Origin of the sequence: Pseudomonas sp. Os17, from assembly GCF_001547895.1 — a bacterium.
Classification (GTDB): domain Bacteria; phylum Pseudomonadota; class Gammaproteobacteria; order Pseudomonadales; family Pseudomonadaceae; genus Aquipseudomonas.
The window spans coordinates 3,188,990-3,213,881 of the sequence record NZ_AP014627.1; the positions used below are offsets into that span (position 1 = coordinate 3,188,990).

The following is a 24,892-nucleotide window of genomic DNA, read 5'->3' on the forward strand; positions in this document are numbered from 1 at the left end:
TGTTTTAAAAATTAATTTAAATAAATCACCTGGAAATGTCACCTACGCCATCGGCTTGTGGATTTTGACCGGGCGCCTGCGCACTGCGCCGGCGACGCCACAGGCGGCACCAGGCCAAGGCGACAGCCATGCAGCCGGATCATCCTGGTCCTGGCGTGCGGCGCAGGGAAGCTGAGGGGGCGGGTTATGGAATGGCTAGTGGCGGCGGCAGTCTTCCTGGTGGTCAGTGCGCTGCTCTGGGGCGTGAGCGTCCGCATCAATCGCAGGATCGAACGCCAGGTTCCGATCAACGGGCGTTTTCTGGAGGTCGGCGGCGAGCGTATTCACTACACCGACGAAGGCCGCGGTCCGGCATTGCTGATGATTCATGGCCTGTCCGGCTGCGGGCGCAACCTGACCCACTCCCTGGCTCCTTCATTGCGCGAGCGGTTCCGGGTCATCACCCTGGACCGCCCCGGGTCCGGCTATTCCACCCGGGCCCGCGGGGCGGCGGCGGACCTGCCGGCCCAGGCCGCCCTGGTGGCCAGATTCATACGTACCCTGGATCTGGGGCAGCCGCTGGTACTGGGGCATTCCCTGGGGGGCGCGGTGGCGCTGTCGTTGGCTCTGGATCATCCGCAATCGGTGTCCGGGCTGATCCTCGTGGCGCCCCTGACTCATCCGCAGCGCATGCTGCCGCTGGTGTTCCTGTCCCTGGGCGTGCGCCCGGCCTGGCTGCGCCGCTGGATGGCCCTGACCCTGGCGGCGCCCATGGCCATGCTCGGCCGCCGTGGGCTGGTCAAGGCGATATTCGCCCCGGACCCGGTCCCCGAGGACTTCGCCGAGCGCGGCGGGGGCTTGCTGGGCATGCGTTCGCAGAACTTCTACAACGCTTCCAGCGAGATCGCCGTGGTCAACCGTTCCTTGCCGGAGATGGTCAAGCGCTACCCCAGCCTGAAGCTGCCGGTCGGCTTGATCTATGGCTCGGCGGACTCGGTACTCAATTATCGCAAGCATGGGCAAGCGATGGTCGGCAAGGTGCCGGGGCTGTCCCTGGAGATTGTTCAGGGCAGGGGGCACATGCTGCCGATCAGCGCCGTTGAACGGGTGGTGGCCCTGGTTGAGGAGGTCGCCTCCCGGGCGACGCCGCACCGCAGCGCCACGGTGCTGCGCCCGCCGTTCGCGGCATCACGAGCAAGCTAGAGGGGAGGTGGGGGACGGTTTCGAGCCTCCCCCCCAACCCCTCTGCAAGCCGCTGTAAATGCGTCACGGGCGACATTCAGGACAAGCCGAAAAAATAGTTGACGAGCTAACGAACCCGAGCTATTTTTTTAAAAAAATGTTTTGAATGTTTTTTTTGAAAGTGCAATTGAGCGATTAAAATAATGAAAATAACGCCATTTCACGCTTTTGTTTTTTCATCCAATCACGCGTCATGCAGCGTCATCGCGCTGTCCTTTATAGCATCCCTGTCCACTGCCTCTGTGCGGAGGCTGCCATGACTGTTTCCGTGGCGGCACCCGGCGTCTGGACCGATGGCAAGCGCCACCTCTGGTGGCTTGGCACCTTGCCGATGATCACCCCTTTGCTGGCCGGGCTGTTTGCCCTCACCACCGGTGTCCAGGTGTTCTGGTGGAGCGGCGTGGTGGTGATCTTTGGCCTGATTCCATTGATTGACGGCCTGCTGGGGGAAGACGCCAGCAACCCGCCGGAATCCGCGGTTCCCGATCTGGAGAAACAGCCTTACTACCGCTTTATCGTCTACAGCTGCGCCGTGCTCTCGGTGCTGTCCCTGGTGGTCACTGCCTGGATGGCGGTCAGCGGGGTGGACTGGATCATCGCCGGCGGCCTGCTGCAGTTGAGCCAGCAGCTACACCTGCAGGGCGGCCTGGCGAACTTCGCCACATTCCTTACCGAGCGTGCGCAACTGCACGGCAGCGTCGGCTGGTTCACCTACCTGGGCATGGCCATGTCCACCGGTGCCGCCACCGGCATCGCCATCAACATCGCCCATGAACTGGGGCACAAGAACCGCGGTATGGCCAAGTTCCTGGCCAAACTGGCCCTGGCCTCGACCTTCTACGGGCACTTCTTCGTCGAGCACAACCGTGGCCACCACGTTCGCGTGGCGACCCCTGAAGATCCGGCCAGCTCGCGCCTTGGCGAGTCGTTCTGGAGTTTCCTGCCGCGCACCGTGTGGTTCAGCCTGCGTTCGGCCTGGCATTTGGAAAGCGAGCGCCTGCACAAGCTCGGGCTGCCGACCCTGCACTGGAAGAACGGCGTGCTCAGCGCCTGGCTCTACAGCGTGGTGCTCTGGGGCGTGCTGATCGCCTGGCTGGGCGTGACGGTGATTCCCTTCCTGGTGATCCAGGGCATCTACGGTTTCTCCCTGCTGGAGGTGGTGAACTACGTCGAGCACTACGGCCTGCTGCGCCAGAAGCAGCCCAACGGCCGCTACGAACGCTGCTCGCCACGTCACTCCTGGAACAGCAACCGTATCGTCACCAACATCTTCCTGTTCCAACTGCAACGGCACTCCGACCACCACGCCAACCCGACCCGCCCCTACCAGGCCCTGCGCCACTTCGACGAGTCGCCGCAGCTGCCTTATGGCTACGCCACCATGATCGTCTGGGCCTATGTGCCAGTGCTCTGGCGGCGGCTGATGGACCACCGGGTCCTGGCGCATTACGCCGGGGACGTGCGGCTGGCCAATCTGCATCCGGCCAAGCGTGCCGAACTGCTGCGGCAATACGGTTTTACCGACACCGATCCAGGCACCGCCGTTTAGCTGTTCCGCTCGCCTTCAAGCGCCGGTGGCCTGTCCGGGGCATCCGCTTGAAGGGCCAGCGAGGCAACACCGAAGTCCTTACGCCAAGTTGACCGACAACAACAATAAGCAACTGCAAGGAAGTCACGGATGTCTATTTCACCTCTGTTCGCTGCCCGGCTGTTCGTGGTCCTGGTGGGCGTGTCACTGCTGAACGCCGCCGAAGCCGCGCGCATCGAACCGGCCAATACCGAGTTCAGTGCCAAGGGCCCCATCAGCTTTGCCAAAAGCATCATCAATGCCGACTGCACCATCCAGGTCAGCGGCAAGGTCAGCCCCGACGGCAGCTTTGCCAGCGTCGACAAGGTCGACTTCAGCGGTGGCCTCAAGTGCGGCCAGGTGGAGGCCACGCACCTGCCCTGGAAGCTGGTCGCCAAGGACGAAACCAGCGGCGCCATGTCCGGCATCCGGGTCACGGTGCACGCGCCCCTGGTGGGCGGCGAATGCGGACCGAGCACCGCCGAGGGCAGCTGGAACAACAGCACCGGAAAACTCGAGGCGGCCCAGGTCAGCCTCGACGGCGGCTGCACCATCAAGACCGTATCGATCCAGATGCCGCCCACGTTCCGGGTGGCGCCCTGAAGCCAGCACACCATCCATGGAGGGACGCTGATGACACTGCGATTGAGTCCGGAAGTACCGGTTGTTCAAGCCGGGTCGGTATCGCCCTAGCGCGCTCCAGTACCGAATTCGGTCGAGCCCGAGAGCCGATGGCGTCATCGACCCCCTGGCAAGGCTGATAACCCCCTGGCAACTGCCTGTTGCCTAAATCTTGAGGAAAACAACAATGCAAAGCATCAAGACTCTGGTATCCGTAGCTTCCTTCGCCATCTGCCTCGGCGCCGCGTCGATGGCCAACGCCGCAACCATCGCGCCTGCCGGGGCGACCTTCTCGGCACCGGGCACCATTTCGGTGTCTTCGCCGGCGTCGTTCGGTGTGCCGGTCAACTGCAACATCAATTTCACCGGTACCGTGGCCGCCAACGGCTCCAATGCTTCGATCACCGGCGCCACTGTCAGTGGCAGCAACTCGCTGTGCGGCGTGCCGTCGCTGCTGGGCCTGCCTTGGACCCTGACCGCGTCCAGCGCCACTGCGGGTACCGTGACCGGGGTCAACTTCAAGATCCTCTCCAACTGCAGCAGCGCTCCAGTGACCATCAACGTCACCTGGAACAACGCCACCAACACCCTGAGCATTCCTTCGGCGCAAACCGTCGGCAGCTGCAAGATCACGGCTCTGAGCGTCAACCCAAGCCCGGCGTTCACTGTCACTCCATGAAGTTGATCTGACTTCAGCCTGTTGATCACTTGCTGAAAAAAACAGGCGCCTCGTCAGAGGCGCCTGTTGCAGTCCCCCGGATCGGTGGTGACCGACCGCGGTCGATAATAATAAGGAGTGGGGCATGAATAATAAGAAACACAAGATCCAGACAGTCATCGGCCTGGCCGTGCTGGGTGGCTTGATCAGTTCCGGGTCGGTTCAAGCGGGTGGTTTCTCTACTCCAACGTACGGTGCTCCCGGCTGGGGCCGGGCGTTCGGTGGGGGTTCGCTGTTCAAGAATGATCCCAGTGCGGCCTTCAACAACCCGGCGGCCATGGCGTTCATCGATCAGAACGTGGCACAGATGACCGTGGATTACGCACGGATCAAGATGAAATTCAAAGGCAATGTCAACGACTATCAGGGCAATCCGGCCTCCACCGTTCCCGTGGACGAGTTTGGCAGCATCAGTGGAGACCCCGTGCCGCTGACCGGAAATGGCGGGGAGGGTGGTTTCACTGCCTGGCTACCTACCGGCTTCATGGTATTGCCGATCAACGACCGCTTCGCCTTCGGCCTCAGTCAGGTGGTGCCGTTGGGCATGCGCAGCACCTGGGATGAGGGCTGGAAGGGCCGCGACTTCGCTGTAGATACCAAGATCGAAACGGTTGGTCTGACCGGGGCTCTTTCGTTCAAGGTTCGCGAAGATTTCTCCATCGGTGCTGGTGTAATCGTGCAGCACAGCAAGGGCTTCGTCAGCCAGAACCTCAACCTCAGCGGCGCAGCTGGCATGTCCGTACTGCCTGGAGCGCCTTCCGGCGCCGGTTCGGACCTGATGCGAGTCAAGGTGGATAACACCTCGGTCGGCTGGTTCACCGGCGTCACCTGGAAACCCACCGAACAGGACACCGTGGGCCTGAACTATCACGCCAAGATCAAGAACAAGATGGAGGGCAAGTACAACATTCGCGTCGATGCCTTGGGTCGAAACTTCACCACTCTGCCGGCAGGCCCCAATGGCGAGACCCTGACGGAACTGGCGTATCCAGGCCTCAAGCTCTTCCCCGATGGTGCCAACGCCAGTACCCAACTGGATATTCCCGCCACCGCCGGGCTGGATTGGGTGCACGTGTTCAATGACCGCTTCACCCTCGGCGCCAGTGTGCTCTGGACCCAGTGGTCGTCGTTCAAGGACCTGACGCTCAAGTCCGACGGCAATGTCCTGGTCGCCATTCCCTACAAGTACAAGGACGCGGTGATGTACTCGTTAGGAGGCGACTACAAGTTCACCGACCAACTGACCCTGCGCGCCGGTGTGGCCTTCGATGAAACCCCAACCCGTAATTCCACACGTGACCCACGGATCCCGGACAACGATCGCTGGTTCACCTCTTTGGGATTCGGCTATGACATCAAGGCCATTCCAGGGTTGACCATCGACGGCGCGTACTCGCGGCAGTTCGTCAAGGAGGCCAAGCTCAAGACCGTCAACCAGGATCGCCTCGGTGGTTCCAGCATCGATGGCAAGGTCGACGCCAAAGGCGAAGTGGTAAGTCTCTCCGCGACCTATCACTTCTGAGGCCCCAGGCCTTATCCGGGCGCTGATACGACGGCAGTACAAAGGGATTGCGCTACTGCCGTTGGCTGCACGGGTCGGCTCCAGACCCGTCTTCAACCTGTTTTTTTCAACCCCGGGCTGACGCTGTTCAGCCGTTATGCATTGGCGAATTCACTCAAAACAATATTTAAAAATAAAATTTGAAACATGCTTCTTTCCTTTGTAGGGTGATCTGCAGGGGGCCGGCACAACGCCCAGGGCCCTGGTGGTCGTCTCGTTAGAACAAGAGAGGTATTCCATGATTGTCTGGTTATTGGTGGGACTTGCCGCAGCGCTCGCGCTGGCTTATCGACAGGCGACAGCCGCCCTGTGGCTGGGCGCCGCAGTGGTGTGGCTGGCGGTCGCGTATCTGTTCAGCCTGGTGGGCACCCTGGGATTGACCCTCGGCGTGTTGCTGGTGTTGGCGCCGGCCGCGCTGCTGTGCATCAAGCCCTTGCGCCGCGCCTTGCTCACCCGCCGCGCCCTGGCGATGTTTCGCAAGATCATGCCGGCCATGTCCGACACCGAGCGTGCGGCCATCGAGTCCGGCACGGTCTGGTGGGACGCCGAGCTGTTCAGCGGCAAGCCGGATTGGCCGCGTCTGTTGCAGAGCGCTCCGGCCAGCTTGAGCGCCGAGGAACAGGCGTTCATGGACAACGAAGTGGAAACCCTGTGCGACATGGCCAACGACTGGGAGACCACCCAGATCTGGCAGGACCTGTCGCCCAAGGCCTGGCAATACACCAAGGACGCCGGGTTCCTGGGGATGATCATTCCCAAGCAGTACGGCGGCAAAGGTTTCTCCCATTACGCCCATTCCCAAGTGGTGATGAAGCTCTCGACCCGCTGCTCGGCGGCGGCGATTTCGGTGATGGTGCCCAACTCCCTGGGCCCGGCCGAGCTGCTGCTGCACTACGGCACCGAGGCCCAGCGCCAGCATTACCTGCCGCGCCTGGCTCGCGGCGAAGACATTCCCTGTTTTGCCCTGACCAGCCCCTATGCCGGTTCCGACGCCGGGGCCATCCCCGATGTCGGGGTGGTGTGCAAGGGCCAGTTCGAAGGCCAGGAAGTGCTCGGCTTTCGCGTCACCTGGGACAAGCGCTACATCACCCTGGGCCCGATCGCCACGGTGCTGGGGCTGGCGTTTCGCGCCGAAGACCCGGAGGGCCTGCTGGGCAGCAAGGGCAGCCTGGGGATCACCTGCGCGCTGATTCCCACCACCCATCCGGGGGTCAATACCGGGCGTCGCCACTGGCCGCTGAACGCGGTGTTCCAGAACGGCCCGACCACCGGCAAGGATGTGTTCATTCCCCTGGAATGGGTGATCGGCGGTGGCGCCCAGGTGGGCAATGGCTGGCGCATGCTGATGGAATGCCTGGCCGCCGGGCGCGCCATTTCCCTGCCGTCGGCCAACGTCGGCCTGGGCAAGGTGGCGGTGCGCGGCACCACGGCGTATGCGGCGATGCGCAAGCAGTTCGGCCTGCCCATCGGCAAGTTCGAAGGGGTGCAGGCGCCCCTGGCGCGCATGGCCGGGCATCTGTATGCCTGTGACGCGGTGCGCAAGGTCTCGGTGGCGTCCCTGGATGCTGGCGAGAAGCCGTCGGTGATCTCGGCCATCGCCAAGTACCACGTCACCGAGCGGGCCCGGGCCATCGTCAACGACGGCATGGACATCGTTGCCGGCAAGGGCATCTGCATGGGCCCCAACAACTTCCTGGCCCGGGCCTACCAGCAAAGCCCGATCGCTATCACCGTGGAAGGCGCGAACATCATGACCCGCTGCCTGATCATCTACGGTCAGGGGCTGATCCGTTGCCATCCCTACGTGTTCCGCGAAATGGAAGCGGCGCGGGACACCGGGCGCAAGGGCCTGGAAGAGTTCGACAGCGCGATGTTCGGTCATATCAGCTTTGTCTTCGCCAACACCGTGCGTGCCGCCGTGCATGCGCTGACCGGCGGCCGGCTGATCAAGGCCCCGGCCAATACCGACAAGGCCCTGGCCGGCTATTACCGGCAGATCCAGCGCCTGTCGGTGGTGCTGGCCCTGGCGTCGGACATTTCCATGGGCGTGCTGGGCGGTGCCCTCAAGCGCAAGGAAAGCATCACCGGGCGCCTGGGGGACATTCTGTCCCAGCTGTACATCCTGTCCTGCGTGTTGAAGCGTTTCGAGGACGACGGCCGGCCCCAGGCCGATCTGCCCCTGGTGCACTGGGCCGCTCAAGACTCCCTGCTGCGAGCCCATGAAGCCCTGGCCGAAGTGCTGGACAACTACCCGTCCAAGGCGGCTGCGCGGATCATTCGCGGCCTGAGCTTTCCCCTGGGCATTGCCCAGCGCAAACCCTCGGATCGCCTGCTGGCGCAAGTGGCCGAGCTGGTGCAGACCCCGGGCCCGACCCGCGACCGCCTGCTGGCCGACTCCTACATCCCGCAGCCGGACATCGACAAGCTGGCCTATGGCGAACTGGCGTTCCGCCTGCAGCCGCAGGTGGACCTGATCGAGGCGCGGCTCAAGCCGGCGATCAAGCAGGGCGTCCTGGCGCCGCTGCCGATCTCCCGCGAGGCCTTCGTGATCTGGCGGGTCAAGGCCCTGGAACTGCAACTGATCAGCGCGGACGAGGACGAGCTGCTGGGGCGCTACGTGGAATACGGCGATCACGCGATCCAGGTCGACGACTTCCCTCAGGACTTCGGTCTGCTGGAAGCCCTGCAGCAGCGTCAGGCGCACTTCGAGCAAGGCGCCAGGCCGGCCTCGCGCAAACGTACGGCCAGCAGCGAAGACGCGGTGGTCGCCAGCGATTCGGCCTATTGACCCTCTACTGGATTGGATCGGGATCTCTTTATGTCTGACGGTTATCTTTCGTTCGTCAATTCCGGGTGGGGCCGCTGGCTGGCCCAGCGTACCGGCCTGCCGCAACCGGTGCCGCTCCAGCGCCACCGCGAGGGGCAGGGCGGCAACCTGATCAACCCGGTGATCCTCGCCGCGGCGCCCGAAGGCCGCCTGCTGGGCGAGCTGCAACGGATCTTCGCCGCCACCGACACCGTGGCGGCCCAGGCCGCGAGTATCAATGCACCCTCGACGGTGAAGGTCCAGGGCCTAGTGTTCGACGCCAGCGGGCTGGCGGATATCGCCCAGCTCGATGAGCTGTACCGCTGCTTTCACGCCAATGTCCGGCGCCTGGGCGCCCATGCTCGGGTGCTGGTGCTTGGCACGCCGCCGGAACACTGCAAGGCGTTGGAGCAGGCGGTGGCGCAGCGGGCCTTGGAAGGTTTCGTGCGCTCCCTGGGCAAGGAACTGCGTCGGGCCATCACCGTCCAGTTGCTGTATGTCGAGCCCGGTGCCGAAGCCGAACTGGACAGCAGCCTGCGCTTCTTCCTGTCCCGGCGCTCGGCCTATGTCTCGGGCCAGGTGGTGCGCATCGGCGAGCCGGTGGACGTGCCCCGGCACATCGATTGGGAGCGGCCCTTGAGCGGACGGCGAGCCCTGGTCACCGGTGCCTGCCGCGGCATCGGCCTGGCGATTGCCAAGGTCCTGGCCCGGGACGGCGCCCAGGTGGTGTGCCTGGACATTCCCCAGGTCGAGGCCGAGTTGCAGCAGGCCGCAGCCGGCCTCAAGGGCGATGCCCTGGCCCTGGACATCACTGCCGCCGGGGTCGGGCAACGCTTGCTGGAGTTCGTCGGTGAGCACGGCGCGTTCGATATCGTCGTGCACAACGCCGGCATCACCCAGGACAAGACCCTGGCCAAGATGACCGAGGCGGCGTGGCGCAAGGTCATGGCGGTCAACCTGGAAGCGCCGCTGCTGCTCAGTCAGGCGTTGCTCGCGGGCCAGGGCCTGAACCCCGGTGGGCGGATCGTCTGTGTGTCGTCGATTTCCGGAATCGCCGGCAACCTCGGGCAAAGCAACTACGCCACCTCCAAGGCCGGGGTCATTGGCCTGGTGCAGAACCTGGCGCCCCTGGCGGCGCGCCAGCAGATCACCGTCAACGGCGTGGCCCCGGGGTTCATCGAAACCCAGATGACCGCGAAGATCCCGCTGCTGATCCGCGAGGCGGGACGGCGCATGAACTCCATGAACCAGGGCGGGCAGGCCGTGGACGTGGCGGAAACCATCGCCTGGCTGGCCCATCCGGGTTCCGGCGGGATCAATGGGCAGGTGGTCCGCGTCTGCGGGCAAAGCCTGCTGGGGGCCTGAGCCATGAATAGCGACAGCGCCATTCGCATCATCGAACCGCCACCGTCCCGGGGCCAACTGCTCTATGACGGCATCCGCAGCCTGCGCAAGCCCAAGCCGGACGCCGCGCCGGCGCTGCCCGCCGAGCGCCTGGTGCGTCCGGCGGTGGAGTTGCAGGCCGCCGGGATCGCCCGCTACGCCCAGGCCTGCAGCTTTCGCCGGGAACACGGGGTGCCGCTGGCATTTCCCCACACCCTGGCGTTTCCCTTGCACCTGTTGTTGCTGACCGACCGCAGGTTTCCCTATCCGGCCAGCGGCATGGTTCACCTGGCCAATCGCATTCGCCAGTACCAGAAGCTGGAGGAGGGCCAGGCCCTGCGCCTGGAAGTGTTCGCCGAACGCTGGCTGGCCCATCCCAAGGGCCAGGCGCTGTCTATCGCCACCCGGGCCCACAGCGGTGGCAGCCTGGTCTGGGAAAGCCACAGCCTGTACCTGCGCCGTGGCGTGCCCAGCCCCATCGGCGAGCCCTGGGAAGGCGCGCTGAAGCAGGATGAAGCGCCACTGATTCGCACCCAGCGCTGGAACCTGGGGGGCGACCTGGGACGGCGTTTCGCCCAGGTCAGCGGCGACTTCAACCCGATTCACACCTCCTGGCTCGGCGCCCGGCTGTTCGGTTTCCGCCGCCCCATCGCCCACGGCATGTGGACCCTGGGCCGGGCCCTGGCGGCCCAGCAACCGCCTCATGCGCTGGCGGCGGCGGAGCTGGACTGCGAGTTCAAGCTGCCGATCCTGCTGCCGGCGGCGGTGACCTTGTGGAACCGTCTGCCGGACGGTCCGCGCCATGAGTTCGAAGTGCGCAACAACGCGGGGGACAAGCCCCACATGCGCGGCCTATTTATCTGGGGAGCTGGGCAATGACTGAGTACAGTTTCAATCCGGCGCCGGTGCGCCGGGTGGCGATCATCGGCGGCAACCGGATTCCCTTCGCCCGCTCCAACACGGTCTATGCCAACGACAGCAACCAGGACCTGCTGGTGGCGGCGTTGCAGGGGCTGGTGGATCGCTACGGCCTGTCCGGCCAGCGCCTGGGGGAGTTCGCCGCGGGGGCGGTGATCAAGCATTCCCGGGATTTCAACCTGGCCCGGGAGAGCCTGCTGTCCACCACCCTGGCGCCCCAGACCCCGGCCTATGACGTGCAGCAGGCCTGTGGCACTGGGCTTGAGGCGGCGTTGCTGGTGGCCAACAAGATCGCCCTGGGACAGATCGAGGTGGGGATTGCCGGCGGTGCCGACACCACCTCCGACGCGCCGATCGGCATCAATGAAGGGCTGCGCCGGATCCTGCTCCAGGCCAACCGGGCCAAGGGCACCGGCAACAAGCTGCGCAGCCTGCTCAAGGTGCGCCCGGGGATGTTCTTCAAGCCGCTGCTGCCGCGCAACGGCGAGCCACGCACCGGGCTGTCCATGGGCGAGCACTGTGAAGAAATGGCCAAGCGCTGGCACATCAAGCGCCTGGCCCAGGATGAACTGGCGCTGGCCAGCCACCAGCAGTTGCATGCCGCCTATCAGCGCGGCTTCTTCGACGACCTGATCACCCCGTATCGCGGCCTGACCCGGGACAACAACCTGCGAGCCGATGCCAGCCTGGAGAAGCTCGCCGGCCTGGGCCCGGCCTATGACCGCCACAACGGCACCCTGACCGCCGGCAACTCGACCCCGCTCACCGACGGTGCCTCGGTGGTGCTGCTGGCCAGCGAAGACTGGGCCGCGGCCAACAACCTGCCGGTGCTGGCCTACCTGCGCACCGGGGAAACCGCCGCGGTGAATTTTGTCGACGGCAGCGAAGGGTTGCTGATGGCCCCGGCCTACGCTGTGCCGCGCATGCTGGCCCGGGAAGGGCTGGGCCTGGGGGATTTCGACTTCTACGAGATTCACGAAGCCTTCGCCGCTCAGGTGCTGTGCACCCTCAAGGCCTGGGAAGACGCCGATTACTGCCGGGAAAAACTCGGCCTCGAAGGGCCGCTGGGCAGCATCGAGCGCAGCAAGCTCAACGTCAACGGCGGCTCCCTGGGCTGTGGGCATCCGTTTGCCGCCACCGGCGGACGCTTGCTGGCGACCCTGGCCAAGGCGATCCACCAGCGTGGCTCCGGTCGGGGACTGATTTCCGTCTGTGCCGCGGGCGGGCTGGGTGTCACCGCCATCGTCGAAAAATAAAATAACAAGGAGACTGCCAATGAGTGTCGTGAGCCTGCAACCCGCCGAGCGTATCTGGCTGAACGCCTACCTGCCGGGGGTGCCCAGCGATATCGAAGCCGACATCGACCGCTACCCGTCACTGCGGGAAGTGTTCCTCGAACACGTGGACAAGTACCGCCACCGGGTGGCCTACGTCAGCATTGGCACCGAGATGGGCTACGACCTGTGGGAGAAGCGGGTGTTCGCCTTCGCCGCCTGGTTGCAATCCAAAGGGGTGAAGAAGGGCGACCGGGTGGCCCTGATGATGCCCAACTGCCTGCAATACCCGATCTGTCTGTTCGGCACCCTGCTGGTGGGGGCGGTGGTGGTCAACGTCAACCCGCTGTACACCGCCCATGAACTGCGGCACCTGCTCAAGGACAGTGGCGCCGAGACGGTGGTGATCTTCGAGAACTTCGCCCACACCCTGGAGCAGGCGATGCCGGGCAGCCGCCTGAAGAACATCGTGGTGGCCGCCATCGGCGACCTGCTGGGTACCTTCAAGGGCGCGGCGCTGAACTTCGCCCTGCGCCACGTGCAGAAGCAAGTGCCCAAGTTCAACCTGCCGGGCTCGATCCGCTTCCCGGCGATGATGAAACTGGCCAGTGTGCTGGAGCACCGGCCGGTGGAGCTCAAGCAGGATGACATCGCCTTCCTGCAATACACCGGCGGCACCACCGGCGATGCCAAGGGCGCGATGCTCAGCCACCGCAACATCCTCGCCAACCTGATGCAGGCCAAGGCCTGGGTCGGCGATCAATTGGACGAGAACCAGCAGGAAACCAACGTCACCCTGCTGCCGCTGTATCACGTGCTGTCGCTGACGGTGAACTGCCTGATGTTCATGTGCCTGGGCGGGCGCAACATCCTCATCGCCAACCCGCGGGACGTGAAGCGGGTGCAGATGATCCTGCGCAAGGAGAAGTTCAGCGGCATCGTCGGGGTCAACACCCTGTTCAACGGCCTGCTGGAAAACGAGGAGTTTCGCGGCCGGGACTTCTCCGACCTGAAACTGGCCATCGCCGGTGGCATGGCCACCCACACCGCCGTGGCCCGGCGCTGGAAGGAGGTCACCGGGGTGCCGATCATCGAAGGCTACGGCCTCACCGAGTGCTCGCCGGTGGTGAGCATCAGCCCGATCGACATCGCGCGCATGCGCGAGGGCGATTTCACCGGGACCATCGGCGTGCCGCTGCCGTCGACCTGGGTGCGCTTCGTGCGCGAGGACGGCGAGCTGGCAGAACTGGGCGAGGAGGGCGAGCTGCAGGTGCGCGGGCCCCAGGTGATGAAGGGCTACTGGCAGCGTCCGGAAGAAACCGCCAAGGTCCTGGACCGCCACGGCTGGCTGTCCACCGGGGATATCGGGGTGATGAACGAGCAGGGCTTCATCCGTCTGGTGGACCGCAAGAAGGACATGATCCTGGTCTCGGGTTTCAACGTGTACCCCAACGAGATCGAGGACGTGGTGGCCCTGCATCCGGGCGTCGCCGAGGTGGCGGCGATTGGCGTCGAGGATGGGGTGACCGGGGAGAAGGTGAAGATCTTCGTGGTGCGCAAGGACCCGAACCTGACCCAGGAGCAGTTGCTGGCCCACTGCCGCGAGTACCTGACCGGCTACAAGGTGCCGCGCTACGTCGAGTTCCGTACCGAAGAGTTGCCCAAGACCACCGTCGGCAAGGTCCTGCGCCGCGCCCTGCGTTAGTTTCGAGGGCGTCCGAGGTTCTTCTGAAGATCGTCAAGCAAGGCCCTGCGGGCCTTTTCGCAGCCTCGCCGGGGCTCGGCAGCGGCTACCTCCACGGCGATCACTGTAGCCGCTGCCGAAGGCTGCGAACGGCCCGCAGGGACGCAAGTGTCCCGAGGGCGCTAGAGGTTCTTCGGGTGATAGCCGGGCAAGCCTGAACCTACAAGGCGTTGGGCAGGCGGACCTGGCCCGGCTGCAGGCCGAACACTTCCACGCCCTCCGGGGTCGATTGGCCCACGCTCACCGGTACCCGCCGGCCTGGTTGATCGGCCGTTGCCCGGTATTCCACGCTCATGCCGTCGGCCTCGCGCTGGATCGCCGCTGGCGGCAGCACTATGGCCTGATCGTTGCGGTAGGTAATGATGCTCAATCGCGCGCTCATGCCCAGGCGGACGCGCTGCTGTTGTTCGCGGGTCAGCTTGGGCACCGACAGGGTCACCGGGAACTGCGCGCTGGCACCGCTGGCGTCCCCCGGCAGCGCCAGACTGCTGACGATGTCCACCTGGCCCTGGAGGCGCTCGCCGTCAAAGCCGTCACCGAGAATTTCCACGCTCTGGCCCTGGCGCAGCTGGTTGATGTCCAACTCCGACACCTTGCTGACGATCTTCAGTTGCTCGATGTTGGCCAGGCCGAACAGGGCCTGGCCCTGGCCGACCTTGCTGCCGGTCTGCACCGGCCCCGAGGCCGCCGCCGACGCGATGGGCGTCAGGTTGAGCCCCGGCGCCGGGACCACGATTCCGGCAAAGGGGGCGACCACGTCCTTGCCCGCCAGCAGCGCGCGCAGGGCTTCGTACTTGACCGTGGCATTGGTCAGTTCCATCTCGGCAATCTGGCGGAATTCACCCTTGCCCTGGTCCAGCGCCTGTTGCAGTTCACCCTGGGCCGCCGTCAGGTCCAGGCGCTGGCTCTGCAGCAGTTGCTTGAGATCGTCCAGTTCGTTGCGGGGAATGATGCCCCGGGCAAACAGGCTCTGGCTTTCACTGAGCTTGCGTTCGGAATTGCTCACCGCCATCTGCGAGGCGCGCAAGGTGCGCCGGGCCCGGGTCACCAGGGCGCTGCTGTCCCAGTTCTGCAGTTCCTGAACGCTGCGCCGGGCCTTGAGCTGGGCTGACAAGGCTTCGCGCACCTGGATCTCGATCAGGCTGGGGTCCATCTTCAGCAGCGTTTGACCGGCCTCCACCCGCTGGCCCTGTTCCACCAGACTGGCCAGAACGTTGCCGTCGAACGGCGCCGTCAGGCTGATGGTGCGCTGGGGCTCGATCTTGCCCACCAGGCCGATCTGATGAATCAGCGGCGTAGTGCTGACCTCGATCCAGCGACCCTGTTGCAGCGCCGGATCGTCCACGGCGCGGTAGTGGGTGAGGGCGACGCCGGCCACGGCCAGCACGATCAGGGCGGTGCCGCCGAGGAGGCCGCGCTTGCGCCAGTTTTTCTGCTCAGAAGTCGTTGAGCGCAATGTCCCAGGTCTCCAAGGTCGTGCCCAGGGTCAGATCCAGCTGGGTCTGGGCGTTGAGGTAGGCAATCAGTGCATTGAGGCGGGCGTTTTCACTGGTGCGCAAATCGCTTTCGTAACTCAGCACCTGGAAGTTGCTGGAGCGCCCGGCGCTGAGTTTTTCCCGTTCGATATCCAGCTTGCGCCTGGACAGTTCCACGGCGCGCTGGGCGATCTCGTACTGGCGCCAGCGGGTGCCCAGGTCGCGCACCACGTCACTGACGCTGCGCTCCAGGGCCTGGCGGGCATCGGCCAGCACCAGGGCCTGGTTTTCCACGTCGACCCGGGCATGCACCTCGGCCTGACGGGTACTCAAGTCGCCGATGGGAATCTGCACCTGCACGCCGGCATAGCTGTCCCAGGTCCGTCCCGCGCCGTTGCCGCCGTCGTTGTCGTAACGGTTGCGCACCTGATTGGCGCCGGCCACCAGGGACACATCCCAGCGGCTCTGGTCCTTGGCGATGATCAGGTTGAGGTCGGCCTGCTGGCTGCCCAGCAATGTCGCCAGGTAGGTGGGTTGCTGGATCTGCGCCAGGCGCAGGGCGTCCTGCTGGTCGATGCTGACTTTCGCCGCTTGCAGGCCGTCGCTGGCGCGGATCCGGGTCGACAGGTCCAGGGCCAGCAGGCGCAGCAGCGACAGGCGGTTGATGTCCACCTGATTGCGCGCCTCTTCCACCCCCAGCTCCTGGCTGGCGATGTCGGCTTCGGTCTGCACGATCTCGAACTCGGCCATGCGCCCGGCGGCGATCAGCGCCTTGTTCACCTGGAGCAGGGCATTGGCGCGCTTGAGGGCGTCCTCGACGATCGCCAGCTGTTCCTGGGCCCGCAGCAGTTCGCGGTAGGCGCCGATGATGTCGCTGATGGTCTGCGCCACGTTGGCCTTGAGGTTGAGGCGGTAGGCCTGTTCGTTGATCCGCGCCAGGCGCAGCGGCGCGGTGGTCACGTCCCAGCCGGCGCCCTTGAGCAGCGGCTGGATGATCGACAGGTCCAGGCCGTCGCGGCGGTAGTAGCCGGCCCGGTTGGCCTGGCTCAGTTCCTGGTGCCAGGCCATGTTCAGGCGTGTGCCGTATTCCCCCAGCAGGCTGGAGCTGGGATTGAGGGTGGTGTTGCGCACTCCGTCGTTGCTGCCCTTGTTGGCCCGGTAGGTGCCGCTGAGCAGCAGCTTGGGGTTGAAGGTGTCCTCCGACACCCGCAGGTCGAACTTCTGTGCCACCCGCTGCAGGTAGGCGCTGCGGATGCCACGGTTGTTGCGCAGGCCCAGGTAGACCGCATCGGCCAGGGTCAGCTCGGTCTGCTGCTGGCTCAGCAGCACGCTGCGTTCGTAGGCGCTGCGCAGGGTCGGGGCCGACGCCTGGCGGGCCACGTCCATGTCCCGGGAACCGGCCTGGCCCAGGGGGCTGAGCAGGCACAGCAGCAAGAGCGCGGCGCGTTGGCGATCATTCATCCCGCAGCGCCTCCACCGGTTGCAGGCGCGAGGCCGAGACGGCCGGGTACAGGCCGAAGAACAGCCCGATCAGCAGGGTGCTGCCGATCCCCAGTGGCAGGGAGGTGCCGGCCAGGGAAAACTGCCAGCCGGAGAGGCGGGCATAGAGGTAGGCGGCGCTCATGCCCAGCACCGCACCGGACAGTGCGCCCACGGCGGTCAGGGTCACCGCTTCGAGCAGGAACAGGTTGCGGATGTCCCGGCGCCGCGCGCCCAGGGCCATGCGGATGCCGATCTCCCGGCGCCGCTCCGAGACGTTCATCAGCATCACGTTCATCACCCCGACGCCACCGCCCACCAGGGAGATGCCCCCCAGGGCCATCAGCAGGTAGCCGAAGGTGCGGCTTTGCCGGGTCATGCCGTCGATGATCTTCTGTGGCACCTGCACCTCGACGCTGCGCCCGGGCAGGTGCTGCTTCAAGGTGTCGCCCAGGGCCGCGGCCAGCCGGTTCATGTCCTGGGCCGGTGCCGCGCGGGCGATCAGGTTGCTGATCTGCGGGCTTGAGGAAATCCGCCGCATGCCTTCCAGGGGGATGAACAGGGATTCGTTGGTCTGCACCGGGATCAGCACCGCCGCCGGTTGCCTGGCGAGGATGCCGATCACCTGGAACAGGTAGTCGTTGATGCGAATCCGCTCCCCCAGGCGCAGCGGGTCGTGGGGCGTGCTCAGGGCTTCGGCGACCTGGGCGCCGACCACCGCGTAGGTTTGCCCGCTGTCGAACGCCGAGAGAAAGCGCCCTTGCTGCACCTGCAGGCGCATGGCACTGGCCAGGGACGGGGTGCTACCCACCAGGTTGGCGTTGCTGGAGCGTCCGCGGTACACCACCGGCCCGCTGAACAGCGCCACCGGGGCGATGTCCAGCAACTGCGGCAGGGCCTGGTGCAGGGCCGCCAGGTCGAGGAGCGGCGGCATGGGCGCGCGGCTGGCCGAGGAATCGGGAAATTGCACCGCCAGGGTGTCGGTGCCCATGTCCTGGAAGATCGCCGCGGCGTCCTGGGCGGCGTTATGGCCGATGTTGATCAGGGCTACCACCGATGAGCTGCCGATGACGATGCCCAGCAGGGCCAGGATCGAACGCTTGCCCAGGGTGCGCAGGCTGACGAAGGCTTCGTGCAGCAGCTGGCTGGCGCTCTGCTCGACCTTGAGGCTCATGCCGGGCAGACCTCCTGGACCACGCCGTTGGTCACGCGGATCTGCCGCTCCAGCCGCTGGGCGATGCCCGGGTCGTGGGTGACGATGATCAGGGTCACCTGGCGTTCGCGGTTCAGCGCCAGCAGCAGGTCCATGATGTCCCGGGCGGTGTGGCTGTCGAGGTTGCCGGTGGGTTCGTCGGCGAGAATCACCGATGGCTCGCCCACCAGGGCCCGGGCGATCGCCACGCGCTGGCGCTGGCCGCCGGAGAGGTCGGCGGGGCGGTGCTGAGCCCGTTGCCCCAGGCCCACCTGATCGAGCATGTGCTGGGCACGTTCCAGGGATTCACGCCGGGCCACGCCGCGGTAGCTCAGGGGCAGGGCGACGTTGTCCAGGGCGCTGAGGCGCGGCAGCAGGTTGAAGCTCTGGAACACGAAGCCGATCTGCCGGTTGCGGATGGCCGCCAGTTGGTCGGGGCTGGCGCGGAAGATATCGTGGCCGGCGAAGCGGTACTCGCCGCTGTCGGGCAGGTCCAGCAGGCCGAGGATATTGAGCAGGGTGCTTTTGCCGGAACCCGAGGCACCGAGGATGGCGCAGCTCTCGCCGGAGTCGATGGACAGGGAGACGTTCTTGAGAATGTGGAGCGGTTGCTCCGCCAGCCGATAGCTCTTGCCTATGCCTTGCAGGGAGATAAAACCTGAGTCGATTATCGTCGCTGTCATCGCTTACCGCGCCGGCTGGCTCGACTGCTTGCTTGAATATCCACGGTGCGCAGGCGTCGCGTTGCGCGGGGTCCAGGGGCAAGGCCAAGCTCTGGTTTTTATTTATTGTTTTAAAAAATTGTTTGAATAGTAACTGCGTTCATCCTGGTGCGCCAGCCGTCTGAACCGGCTAATTGGGGGCTTTTCGAGGTTTTTTCGCGGCGACTGAAACACGGGGACCCGTGGGTCATAAAAGGTTCTTGCAGGCCGGCGTGCGTCCTTGGGGCGCTTGCTTTTAGGGCTTCTCGCGGGTATAAAAAATCAAATTTTTTTTTAAAACACTGTTCGAACGGTCAGTTTTTTCACCCAGCAAAGGTTAGTCCTCCATGGTCGCCAAGAAACTCAGTGCCCCCAATGTCACCAAGACCCGACTGCTGGAAGCGACCGAGGCATTGTTCATCAAGTACGGCTACGACGCCGTGCTGCTGCGTCAGATCACCGAGCGCGCCAAGGTCAACCTGGCGGCGGTGAACTACCACTTCGGCGACAAGGATTCGTTGATGAAGGCCCTGCTGATGCAACGCCTGGGGCCGCTCAACGATCAACGTCTGGAACTCTTGGCCAAGTGCGAAGAGCAGGCCGACGGACCGCTGGATTGCGAGACCCTGCTGGGGGTGCTTTTCGCTCCCGCCATGGGCCTGGAGCGCAGTGATGAAAGCGGTGGCCTGGAAGGCCGGTCGTTCATTCGTTTCCTCGGCCGGGTGTACAGCGATACCTCGCCATTCATTCAGGAATACCTCAAGGAACACTATCAACCGGTGTTCGAGCGCTTCTTCAAGGCCTTTGCCCTGGCGCTACCGGACCTGCCGCGCAACGAACTGGGGGTGCGTCTGCAGTTCGCCCTCAAGGCGATTTCCGGGGTCATGGCCGGCACCGAACTGCGCCTGCTGATGCAGGCCATGAGCCTGGGGCGTCCGGCCACCGATGCCGAAGTCATGGCCAAGCTGATCAGCCTGGTGTCGGCAGCGATTCGCGCCCCCATGCAAGATCCCGATTCCGAGCAGGCCCTGGAAAAGGTCTTGAACACCCAGCGCCTGATTCGTCAGCACAGCCAGTCCCTGGCCGGCATGATTCCCGCCTGAGCGGACGCCACGCCTGCCCGCACCTCAGGGTGTCGGCAGGCGTGGCACCCTCATTCAAACCATCAATATTGCTCAAGGCTGCGGCCACCATCTGCTAGGTTCTGCTCCTCGCATCTGCCCTGGAGCGCCCGGCATGCCTGCCTATCAACAGCATCTTCTGGCCGTCAACGGAATCGAACTCAGTGTCCAGGTCGCCGGACCGGAGCACGGAGTCCCGGTGTGGCTGCTGCATGGTTTTCCCGAGTGCTGGCACTCCTGGCGCCATCAGGTGCCGGCCCTGGTGCGCGGCGGGTTTCGCGTGTTCGTGCCGGAGATGCGCGGTTACGGCCGCAGTTCGGCTCCGGAAGCGGTGGAGGCCTACGATCTTCTGACCCTGTGCGCGGACATCCAGCAGGCCATGGATGCCTTTGGTCATCAGCGGGTGTGCATGGTCGGCCACGACTGGGGCGCCCCGGTCGCCTGGCACCTGGCATTGCTGGAGCCGCGGCGGGTGGCGGCGCTGGCGACCCTTTCCGTGCCCTTTGCCGGGCGTCCGAAACGGCCGGCCAGCGAGATCATGCGCGAGGTGCATGGCGGGCATTTCAACTACATCCTCTACTTTCAGCAGCCCGGGGTGGCCGAGGCGGAACTGGACGCCGATATCGACGCCAGCCTGCGGCTGTTCATGGGCAATGTGCAGGCCTTGCTCGAGCCCAAACCGGCCGATTCCCGGCTGTTCGACGGGGTGAGGGTGCCACGAGAATTGCCGCCGTGGTGCAGCGAGGAGGACTTCCAGGCCTATCGCCAGACCTTTGCCGGGCGCGGCTTTCGCGGTGCCCTGAACTGGTACCGCAACTTCGAGCGCACCTGGCAGCGCACCGAGTTCCTGGCCCAGGCCCGGGTGCAGCAGCCGACCCTGTTCCTGCTGGGCGACCGTGATCCGGTGGGCGTGCTCGAAGCCCATACCCTCAAGCGCATGCCCGGTCAGGTGGCCGACCTGGAACAGCACCTGCTGACGGACTGCGGACACTGGATCCAGAATGAGCAGCCGCAGCGGGTCAATGCCCTGTTGCTGGATTTTCTGCAGCGACGGTTCACCTAGAGCACCCGCCGGTTCCTCGGACGCTGGCTTGCCAGCGAAGGCCTCGGCAGGGGCGGCGCAAGGCGGCGATCCCTGTTCGGCAAGCCGGCTCCCACGGCGGCGGATGCGGCCGGCGAAGGAGGTCGCTCAACCGAGCATTTCGCGCATCCGGTGCCAGAGCATGCCCAGGGCCAGCAGCGGTGCGCGTAGCGCAGGACCACCGGGAAAGGTCATGTGCGGCACGCCGCTGAACACGTCCAGGCCCTGGCTGTGGCCGGCCTCGATCGCCTCGGCCAGCAGCCGGGCGGTCCAGTGGGTGACGTTCAGGCCATGCCCGGAATACCCCTGGGCGTAATACACGTTGGGGTACTGGCGCAGACGTCCGACCTGGGGGAAGCGGTTGGCGGTGATACCGATCTTGCCGCCCCACTGGAAGTCGATGGCCACATCCTGCAACTGCGGGAACACCTTGAGCAGCTTCGGCCGCATGTAGCCGGCGATGTCCGCCGGGTCGCGTCCCGAATAGTGGCAGGCACCGCCAAACAGCAGGCGCCGGTCGGCGGTCAGCCGGTAGTAGTCCAGGCCGACCTTCTGGTCGCACAGCGCCAGGTTCTGCGGGATCAGCGCGCGGGCGCGCTCTTCGCTCAGGGGCTCGGTGGTGATGATGTAGCTGCCGGCCGGCAGCACCTTGCCACTGAGCCGCGGCTCCAGATCCTCCAGGTGGGCATTGCAGGCCAGCACCAGGTGCCCGGCGCTGACCGTGCCCGTCGCGCAGCGCACGGTGACGCTGTCGCCGTGGGTCAACTCCAGCACTGGGCTCTGCTCGAACACCCGTACCCCCAGCGACGCCGCAACCCGCGCTTCCCCCAGCACCAGCTTGAGGGGATGCAGATGCCCCGAGCCCAGGTCCACCAGGCCCCCGGCATACACCGAGGAGGCCACCACCTGCGCCATGTCCTGGGGCCCCACCAGGCGGGTCGGGTGGCGATAGCCCAGGCTCGCCAGGTGATCCTGTTCAGCCTGGAACGCCGCGAACTGGGCCCGGGTATTGGCCAGTTCGCAGAAACCCCAGCGCAGGTCGCAATCGATGCCGTGCGTGGCGATGCGCTGGCGCACCAGTTCCACCGAGTCGATCCCGGCGCGCTCAAGGTATTTCACCCCATCCTGGCCGACGTAGCGGGCAAAGCCGCTGACGTCATGGCCAATGCCGCGAATCAGCTGGCCGCCGTTGCGCCCGCTGGCGCCCCAGCCGATGCGCCGGGCTTCCAGGAGAATCACCGACAGCCCGCGCTGGGCCAGTTCGATGGCGGCGTTGACCCCGGTGAAACCACCGCCGATGACACACACATCGGCCTGCAGGTCGCCACTGAGGGCCGGGTAGCCGGGCAGGGGCCCGGCGGAGGCGGCGTAGTAGGAGCGGGCATGCTCGCTGGCGCTGCCCGAGTGTCGTGGCTGATTCATTTGTTGGACTTCACTTTGCTCCAGGAACGGGTCATCAAGCGCATGATGGCCGGCGACTGGGTACTGGAGATGTACAGCTTGTCGAGTACGGCCTGCGGCGGATACACCTCGGGGTTGTTCACCAGCTCAGCGTCCATGTACGGCTGTGAACCCGGGTTGGGGTTGGCGTAGCCGACGTAGGCGCTGACCTTGGCGATCACCTGCGGGTCCAGCAGGTAGTTGATGAAGGCGTGGGCTTCCTTGACGTTGCCGGCATCGGCGGGAATCGCCAGCAGGTCGAACCACAGGTTGCTGCCTTCCTTGGGAATCGAGTAGGCGATGTTCACCCCGTTCTTGGCTTCCTTGGCCCGGTTGGCGGCCTGGAACACGTCCCCGGAGTAGCCGAAGGCGATGCAGATATCACCGTTGGCCAGGTCCGAGACGTACTTGGAGGAGTGGAAGTAGGTGATGTACGGGCGCAGGGTCAGCAGCTTGGCCTCGGCCTTCTGGTAGTCCTCGGGGTTTTCGCTGCGCGGGTCCAGGCCCAGGTAGTTGAGCACCGCCGGGAACACTTCATCCGGCGAGTCCATCATCGACACTCCGCATTGCTGGAGCTTCTTCAGGTTTTCTGGCTCCAGCAGCACCGCCCAGGAGTCGATGTGGTCGATGCCCAGCACCTGCTTGACCTTGTCGACGTTGTAGCCGATGCCGTTGGTGCCCCACAGGTAGGGCACCGAATACTGGTTGCCGGGGTCGTTCTGCTCCAGCAGGGCTAGCAGCTTGGGGTCCAGGTTCTGCCAGTTGGGCAACTGCGAGCGGTCCAGCTTGAGGAACGCGCCGGCCTTCACCTGCCGCGCCAGGAAATGGTTGGAGGGCACCACCACGTCGTAGCCGGTGCGCCCGGCCAGCAACTTGCCCTCCAGGGTTTCGTTGGAGTCGAAGACGTCGTAGATCACCTTGACCCCGGTCTTGCCCTGGAAGTCGGCGAGGGTGGTCTGGCCGATGTAGTCGGTCCAGTTGTACACGCTGACACTGGGTTGTGCCTGGACGGCGGCGCTCATCAAGGCCGCCAGTGCTGCCGGGATCACTGCTTGCAAAAGACGCATATCGACACCTCTTCGGGTTGTTTTTATGGGTTGCAGACGCTGGAGAATCAGACGCTGAGCAGCAGGAACTCGCGTTCCCAGGAGCTGATCACGCGCTTGAAGTTCTCGTGTTCGGCGCGCTTGACCGCGACGTAGCCACGGACGAACTTGCGCCCCAGGTACTGCTCGATGGTCGGGCAGTCCTCCATGTGCGCCAGGGCGTCCTCGATGGTGATCGGCAGGCGCAGGTTGCGGCGTTCATAGGCCCGGCCTTCCACCGGGGCACTGGGTTCGATGCCTTCGACCATGCCCAGGTAGCCGCACAGCAGGCTGGCGGCGATCGCCAGGTAGGGGTTGGCGTCGGCGCCGGGCAGGCGGTTTTCCACGCGCATGGCTTCCGGGCTGGCGGTCGGCACCCGCAGGCCGACGGTGCGGTTTTCCTCGCCCCATTCGACGTTCACCGGGGCCGAGGTGTCCGGCAGGAAGCGGCGGAACGAGTTGACGTTGGGGGCGAACATCGGCAGCACCTTGGGGATGTACTTCTGCAGGCCGCCGATGTGGTGCAGGAACAGCTGGCTCTTCTGGCCGTCGGCATCGACGAAGATCGGCTTGCCGGTGGCGATGTCCACCACGCTCTGGTGCAGGTGCATGGCGCTGCCGGGTTCGTCGGCCACCGGCTTGGCCATGAAGGTGGCGGTGACGTTGTGCTTGAGCGCCGCCTCGCGCAGGGTGCGCTTGAACACGGTGATCTGGTCCGCCAGGTCCAGGGCGTCGCCGTGGCGGAAGTTGATTTCCATCTGCGCCGGGCCGTCTTCGTGGATCAGCGTGTCCAGGTCCAGGCCCTGGGCTTCGCACCAGTCATAGACGTCTTCGAACAGCGGATCGAACTCGTTGGCGGCGTCGATGGAGAACGACTGGCGGCCGCTTTCCGCGCGACCGGAACGGCCCAGCGGGGCCTTGAGCGGCAGGTCCGGGTCTTCGCAGCGCTGGGTCAGGTAGAACTCCATTTCCGGGGCGACGATCGGCTGCCAGCCCTTGTCGGTGTACAGCTGCAGAACCTTTTTCAGCACGTTGCGCGGCGACAGCTCGATGGGGTTGCCGAACTTGTCGAAGGTGTCGTGGATGACGATGGCGGTGGGTTCGATGGCCCAGGGCACCAGGTAGATCGATGACGAGTCGGGGCGGCAGACCATGTCGATGTCCGCCGGGTCCAGCAGTTCGTAGTACAGGTCGTCGTCGACAAAATCCCCGGTTACCGTTTGCAGCAGGACACTTTCCGGCAGGCGCATGCCGCGCTCGTGCAGGAACTTGTTGGTGGGCGCGATCTTGCCGCGGGCAATGCCGGTCAGGTCGCTGACCACGCATTCGACTTCGGTAATCTTGTGATCTTTCAGCCAGGAGGACAGCTGATCGAAAGGGGCGTTCATAAAGACCTCGATGATTGTTCTTGTCTGCTCCGAGGTGAGCGGGAGTATCCCGGCAAGGCTTCCCCTGCGGCGCATTGGCGACTATCTTGGGCGAGCCTTGTTGTTCCATCTATCCAC

19 protein-coding genes are annotated in these 24,892 nt (G+C 65.0%); 12 read left to right on the top strand and 7 right to left on the bottom strand.

Annotated elements, in window-relative coordinates:
- The first annotated feature begins 186 nt into the window (after positions 1 to 186).
- The 10 genes from POS17_RS14350 to POS17_RS14395 all read left to right on the top strand — a co-directional run bounded on the left by POS17_RS14350 (position 187) and on the right by POS17_RS14395 (position 13,774).
- Positions 187 to 1,182, top strand: coding sequence for an alpha/beta fold hydrolase (locus tag POS17_RS14350; RefSeq protein ID WP_060839177.1), 996 nt, complete (start codon positions 187 to 189; stop codon positions 1,180 to 1,182).
- Positions 1,183 to 1,477: 295 nt separating this feature from the next.
- The gene (locus tag POS17_RS14355; protein WP_060839178.1) at positions 1,478 to 2,770 is read left to right on the top strand and encodes an alkane 1-monooxygenase; all 1,293 of its coding nucleotides are present in this window, start codon (positions 1,478 to 1,480) and stop codon (positions 2,768 to 2,770) included.
- A gap of 129 nt (positions 2,771 to 2,899) precedes the next feature.
- Positions 2,900 to 3,391: an alkane oxidation protein activator PraA gene (gene praA, locus POS17_RS14360; protein ID WP_060839179.1), complete on the top strand. Its 492-nt coding sequence runs from the start codon at positions 2,900 to 2,902 to the stop codon at positions 3,389 to 3,391.
- A 205-nt stretch (positions 3,392 to 3,596) separates the two neighbouring features.
- On the top strand, positions 3,597 to 4,088 hold the full coding sequence (gene praB, locus POS17_RS14365; RefSeq protein ID WP_060839180.1) for an alkane oxidation protein activator PraB: 492 nt from the start codon (positions 3,597 to 3,599) through the stop codon (positions 4,086 to 4,088).
- Between the two features lie 124 nt (positions 4,089 to 4,212).
- Complete coding sequence (locus POS17_RS14370; protein WP_060839181.1) at positions 4,213 to 5,649, top strand: outer membrane protein transport protein; 1,437 nt, start codon at positions 4,213 to 4,215, stop codon at positions 5,647 to 5,649.
- Between the two features lie 277 nt (positions 5,650 to 5,926).
- The gene (locus POS17_RS14375; protein ID WP_060839182.1) at positions 5,927 to 8,476 is read left to right on the top strand and encodes an acyl-CoA dehydrogenase; all 2,550 of its coding nucleotides are present in this window, start codon (positions 5,927 to 5,929) and stop codon (positions 8,474 to 8,476) included.
- Between the two features lie 30 nt (positions 8,477 to 8,506).
- A complete protein-coding gene (locus tag POS17_RS14380; RefSeq protein ID WP_060839183.1) occupies positions 8,507 to 9,859 on the top strand; it encodes a 3-oxoacyl-ACP reductase in 1,353 nt (450 codons plus the stop codon).
- A 3-nt stretch (positions 9,860 to 9,862) separates the two neighbouring features.
- Positions 9,863 to 10,756, top strand: a complete 894-nt coding sequence (locus POS17_RS14385; protein WP_060839184.1) for a MaoC family dehydratase — start codon at positions 9,863 to 9,865, stop codon at positions 10,754 to 10,756.
- Positions 10,753 to 12,051 (top strand): acetyl-CoA C-acetyltransferase, encoded by a 1,299-nt coding sequence (locus tag POS17_RS14390; protein WP_060839185.1) that lies wholly within the window; start codon positions 10,753 to 10,755, stop codon positions 12,049 to 12,051. The genes POS17_RS14385 and POS17_RS14390 overlap by 4 nt, the downstream gene beginning before the upstream one ends.
- 19 nt (positions 12,052 to 12,070) lie before the next feature.
- A complete protein-coding gene (locus POS17_RS14395) occupies positions 12,071 to 13,774 on the top strand; it encodes an AMP-binding protein (RefSeq protein WP_060839186.1) in 1,704 nt (567 codons plus the stop codon).
- 199 nt (positions 13,775 to 13,973) lie between these two features.
- Here the strand turns inward: POS17_RS14395 and POS17_RS14400 are convergent, their stop codons facing one another.
- The 4 genes from POS17_RS14400 to POS17_RS14415 are packed head-to-tail and all read right to left on the bottom strand — an operon-like array spanning position 13,974 to position 18,642.
- On the bottom strand, positions 13,974 to 15,269 hold the full coding sequence (locus POS17_RS14400) for an efflux RND transporter periplasmic adaptor subunit (protein WP_060839187.1): 1,296 nt from the start codon (positions 15,267 to 15,269) through the stop codon (positions 13,974 to 13,976).
- Complete coding sequence (locus tag POS17_RS14405) at positions 15,250 to 16,749, bottom strand: TolC family protein (protein ID WP_060839188.1); 1,500 nt, start codon at positions 16,747 to 16,749, stop codon at positions 15,250 to 15,252. Before POS17_RS14405 ends, POS17_RS14400 begins: the two co-directional genes overlap by 20 nt.
- Positions 16,742 to 17,941, bottom strand: a complete 1,200-nt coding sequence (locus tag POS17_RS14410; RefSeq protein WP_060839189.1) for an ABC transporter permease — start codon at positions 17,939 to 17,941, stop codon at positions 16,742 to 16,744. The genes POS17_RS14405 and POS17_RS14410 overlap by 8 nt, the downstream gene beginning before the upstream one ends.
- Positions 17,938 to 18,642 carry an ABC transporter ATP-binding protein gene (locus POS17_RS14415; RefSeq protein ID WP_060839190.1) on the bottom strand — a complete coding sequence of 235 codons (705 nt, stop codon included), beginning with the start codon at positions 18,640 to 18,642 and terminating at the stop codon, positions 17,938 to 17,940. Before POS17_RS14415 ends, POS17_RS14410 begins: the two co-directional genes overlap by 4 nt.
- Before the next feature lie 365 nt (positions 18,643 to 19,007).
- On the opposite strand from POS17_RS14415, the gene POS17_RS14420 reads away from it, so the two are divergent.
- Positions 19,008 to 19,763, top strand: a complete 756-nt coding sequence (locus POS17_RS14420; protein WP_060839191.1) for a TetR/AcrR family transcriptional regulator — start codon at positions 19,008 to 19,010, stop codon at positions 19,761 to 19,763.
- A gap of 133 nt (positions 19,764 to 19,896) precedes the next feature.
- Positions 19,897 to 20,844: an alpha/beta fold hydrolase gene (locus POS17_RS14425; protein ID WP_060839192.1), complete on the top strand. Its 948-nt coding sequence runs from the start codon at positions 19,897 to 19,899 to the stop codon at positions 20,842 to 20,844.
- Positions 20,845 to 20,970: 126 nt separating this feature from the next.
- Here POS17_RS14425 and POS17_RS14430 read toward each other — a convergent pair whose 3' ends face one another.
- The 3 genes from POS17_RS14430 to POS17_RS14440 are packed head-to-tail and all read right to left on the bottom strand — an operon-like array spanning position 20,971 to position 24,775.
- Positions 20,971 to 22,284 carry an NAD(P)/FAD-dependent oxidoreductase gene (locus POS17_RS14430; RefSeq protein ID WP_060839193.1) on the bottom strand — a complete coding sequence of 438 codons (1,314 nt, stop codon included), beginning with the start codon at positions 22,282 to 22,284 and terminating at the stop codon, positions 20,971 to 20,973.
- Entirely contained in the window at positions 22,281 to 23,369 is a 1,089-nt protein-coding gene (locus POS17_RS14435; RefSeq protein WP_060839194.1) for a polyamine ABC transporter substrate-binding protein, read from the bottom strand. Before POS17_RS14435 ends, POS17_RS14430 begins: the two co-directional genes overlap by 4 nt.
- A 47-nt stretch (positions 23,370 to 23,416) precedes the next feature.
- Complete coding sequence (locus POS17_RS14440; RefSeq protein ID WP_060839195.1) at positions 23,417 to 24,775, bottom strand: glutamine synthetase family protein; 1,359 nt, start codon at positions 24,773 to 24,775, stop codon at positions 23,417 to 23,419.
- Positions 24,776 to 24,892 lie beyond the last annotated feature (117 nt).